Raw genomic sequence first — 727 nt, forward strand, 5'->3', positions numbered from 1 at the left:
TCCTGGCCGACCTGCCCGTCGAGCTGGTCGGCCGGCTCCGCTCGGACCGTGTCATGCTCCGGGACGCCGGACCGCGCCGCTCCACCCCGCGCGGCGGACAGCCCCGCAAGCACGGCGGCGTCCTCACCTTCTCCAAGCCGGAGTCCTGGCACACCCCTGACCAGGCCACGACGTGCGACACCACCCGCTACGGCACGGCCGAAGCCCTCGCCTGGGACCGGATGCACCCCCGACTACAGGCCCGTGGCCCCTGGCTCGATCACTGCGGTGAACTCCCTTTGATCCACGGCACGTTGATCCGGCTGAAGGTCGAGCGCCTGCCCGGTGACCGCGATCCGAAGCCGGTGTGGCTGTGGTCCTCACGCACCGGCATGACCGGCGCAGACGTCGACCTGCGCTGGCAGGCGTTCCTCCGCAGATTCGATCTTGAACATACCTTCCGGCTGTTCAAACAGACCCTGGGCTGGACCGTCCCCAAGGTCCGCGATCCGCACACGGCCGACCTGTGGACGTGGCTGATCATCGCCGCCCACACCCAACTCCGCCTAGCCCGGCCCCTCGCAGAGGATCTGCGCCGGCCCTGGGAGCGGCCGGCGCAGCCTCGTCGGCTCACCCCTGCCCGGGTCCGCCGGGGGTTCCGCCACCTCCGCGTGAAGACCGCCCGTCCCGCCGACGTGCCCAGACCCTCCATGCCCGGCCCCGGACGCCCACCCGGCTCGAAGAACCT

General features: G+C 71.5%; 1 protein-coding gene. It reads left to right on the forward strand.

Annotated features, from left to right (window positions below):
* On the forward strand, nt 1–727 hold a 727-nt coding region (locus IEY95_RS48470), incomplete at both ends, for a transposase (RefSeq protein WP_373294699.1).

Source organism: Streptomyces albiflavescens (genome assembly GCF_014645835.1).
Taxonomy (GTDB): Bacteria; Actinomycetota; Actinomycetes; order Streptomycetales; family Streptomycetaceae; genus Streptomyces; species Streptomyces albiflavescens.